Raw genomic sequence first — 1,336 nt, 5'->3', positions numbered from 1 at the left:
AGGGCGTCGACACCGTCCGCCTCGGCCCGGTCGCACGGTTCGACCTGGACGAAGCAGTGGAGAAGCTCACCGAGAGCCGCGAGCGGTTCGCAGCGTGGGTCCACCACCTCGAACTCGACGCTGTTATCGCGTACATGATCAGCGATGACATTGCGCAGCCGGTCTTCGACGAGACGGCCACGTACCTCACCAGCGGGGCCTCGCCGCTACCGCCGCTGCTCGGGGTGGTGCAGGTGCCCGAGATCGTCACTGGGGCTGCTTGGTGGTCTGTGTACCAGCATCCGCTCATCGACGAGCCGCGCCACGGCGTTGTCGGCGAGGTCGCCGCATCGGCGGCGCTGCGGCAGATGCTAGAGCACACCGGCGAGCTGCCGGAGCCGAGCAAAGACGACATCGAGGCACGGTTGAACAGCACTGACCACGGCATCGACGCTGCCGAGCACGCCGACATCATCGAAGACGCGCTGGCGTATATCCCGCCCATGTTCGCAGACGTGCTGCAGCGTGAGTATGAGCAGGCGGCGGCAGGGATCACCCAGCCGAGCGCTCGCGCTGTTCGGTCTGCGCTGAAATGCTTCACCACGCCGCGCTTGCGGGACACGCTGCTTGCCGCACTGCTCGATGACCCGCAGGCGGGCCTTGCGTTCATAGAGAAGGTTATGCGTGCTGTCCCGACCAGCTGGCCAGGGATGCGCGCGCAGCTCACCACCACGGTTGCCGTGCTTGCGCACGCCACAGGCCAGCCGGGACTAGCTGGCGTGGCTGCGCACCGAGCCACCGAGATCGGGCCAGACGAGAACTTCCCGTCGTTGGTGGCGAAGCTGACCGACATCGGCCAGGGCGAGCGGATGGTCGAGCTTGTCCGCGAGGGCGCTGAGAAGACCCGCACGATCTTGTTTGCCGAGTAGCACCACACACCCCGTTGTAGCAATGCAACGGGGTTTCTTTTTCTCGCGGGGCCTTGGCTTGCGACGACAGACACCGCAACGAGGCAGGGGAGTGACCTTTAGACAGCAGAGCTGTCTCCAACAGACGGATTGACCATCAATCCGAACAAGGAGGCACGTGATGCGCGACATCACCCACACCGACCTGGAACTGCTCTACCAGCTCGCCGACGGCATCGACGGCGAGGACGCCGATCCGGGCGCAGCACAAGAACTGCGCGACCTAGAGGCGGCAGGCACACCGCTGCCCTGGGCAGTGTTGTAACGACAGCGCAACCGCCCCGCAGCAGCAAAGCAGCTGCTTAAGTACCCAAATTGCACGGCAAATCACACCCACTCACGTAAGGAGAACCAACATGTCCAACCCCTTCAACAACGGCACCATCGTC

2 protein-coding genes are annotated in these 1,336 nt (G+C 64.4%); both read left to right on the top strand.

Annotated features, from left to right (window positions below):
* Nucleotides 1–908, top strand: a 908-nt coding sequence (locus tag HMPREF3048_RS02620) for a DUF4192 family protein (protein WP_070771106.1), incomplete at its 5' end; no start/stop codon positions are given.
* Nucleotides 909–1,068: 160 nt separating this feature from the next.
* Nucleotides 1,069–1,212, top strand: a complete 144-nt coding sequence (locus HMPREF3048_RS12225) for a hypothetical protein (RefSeq protein WP_016456431.1) — start codon at nt 1,069–1,071, stop codon at nt 1,210–1,212.
* The last annotated feature ends 124 nt before the right edge of the window (nt 1,213–1,336 follow it).

The organism is Corynebacterium sp. HMSC075D04 (assembly GCF_001815635.1).
Classification (GTDB): domain Bacteria; phylum Actinomycetota; class Actinomycetes; order Mycobacteriales; family Mycobacteriaceae; genus Corynebacterium; species Corynebacterium coyleae.
The sequence above is the reverse complement of the archived record's forward strand: the minus strand, read 5'-3'. Positions and strand labels throughout refer to the sequence as shown.

Excerpts from the sequence above, each read along its gene's own strand:
- HMPREF3048_RS12225 (WP_016456431.1), top strand. The coding sequence starts at position 1,069 with ATGCGCGACATCACCCACACCGACCTGGAACTGCTCTACCAGCTCGCC.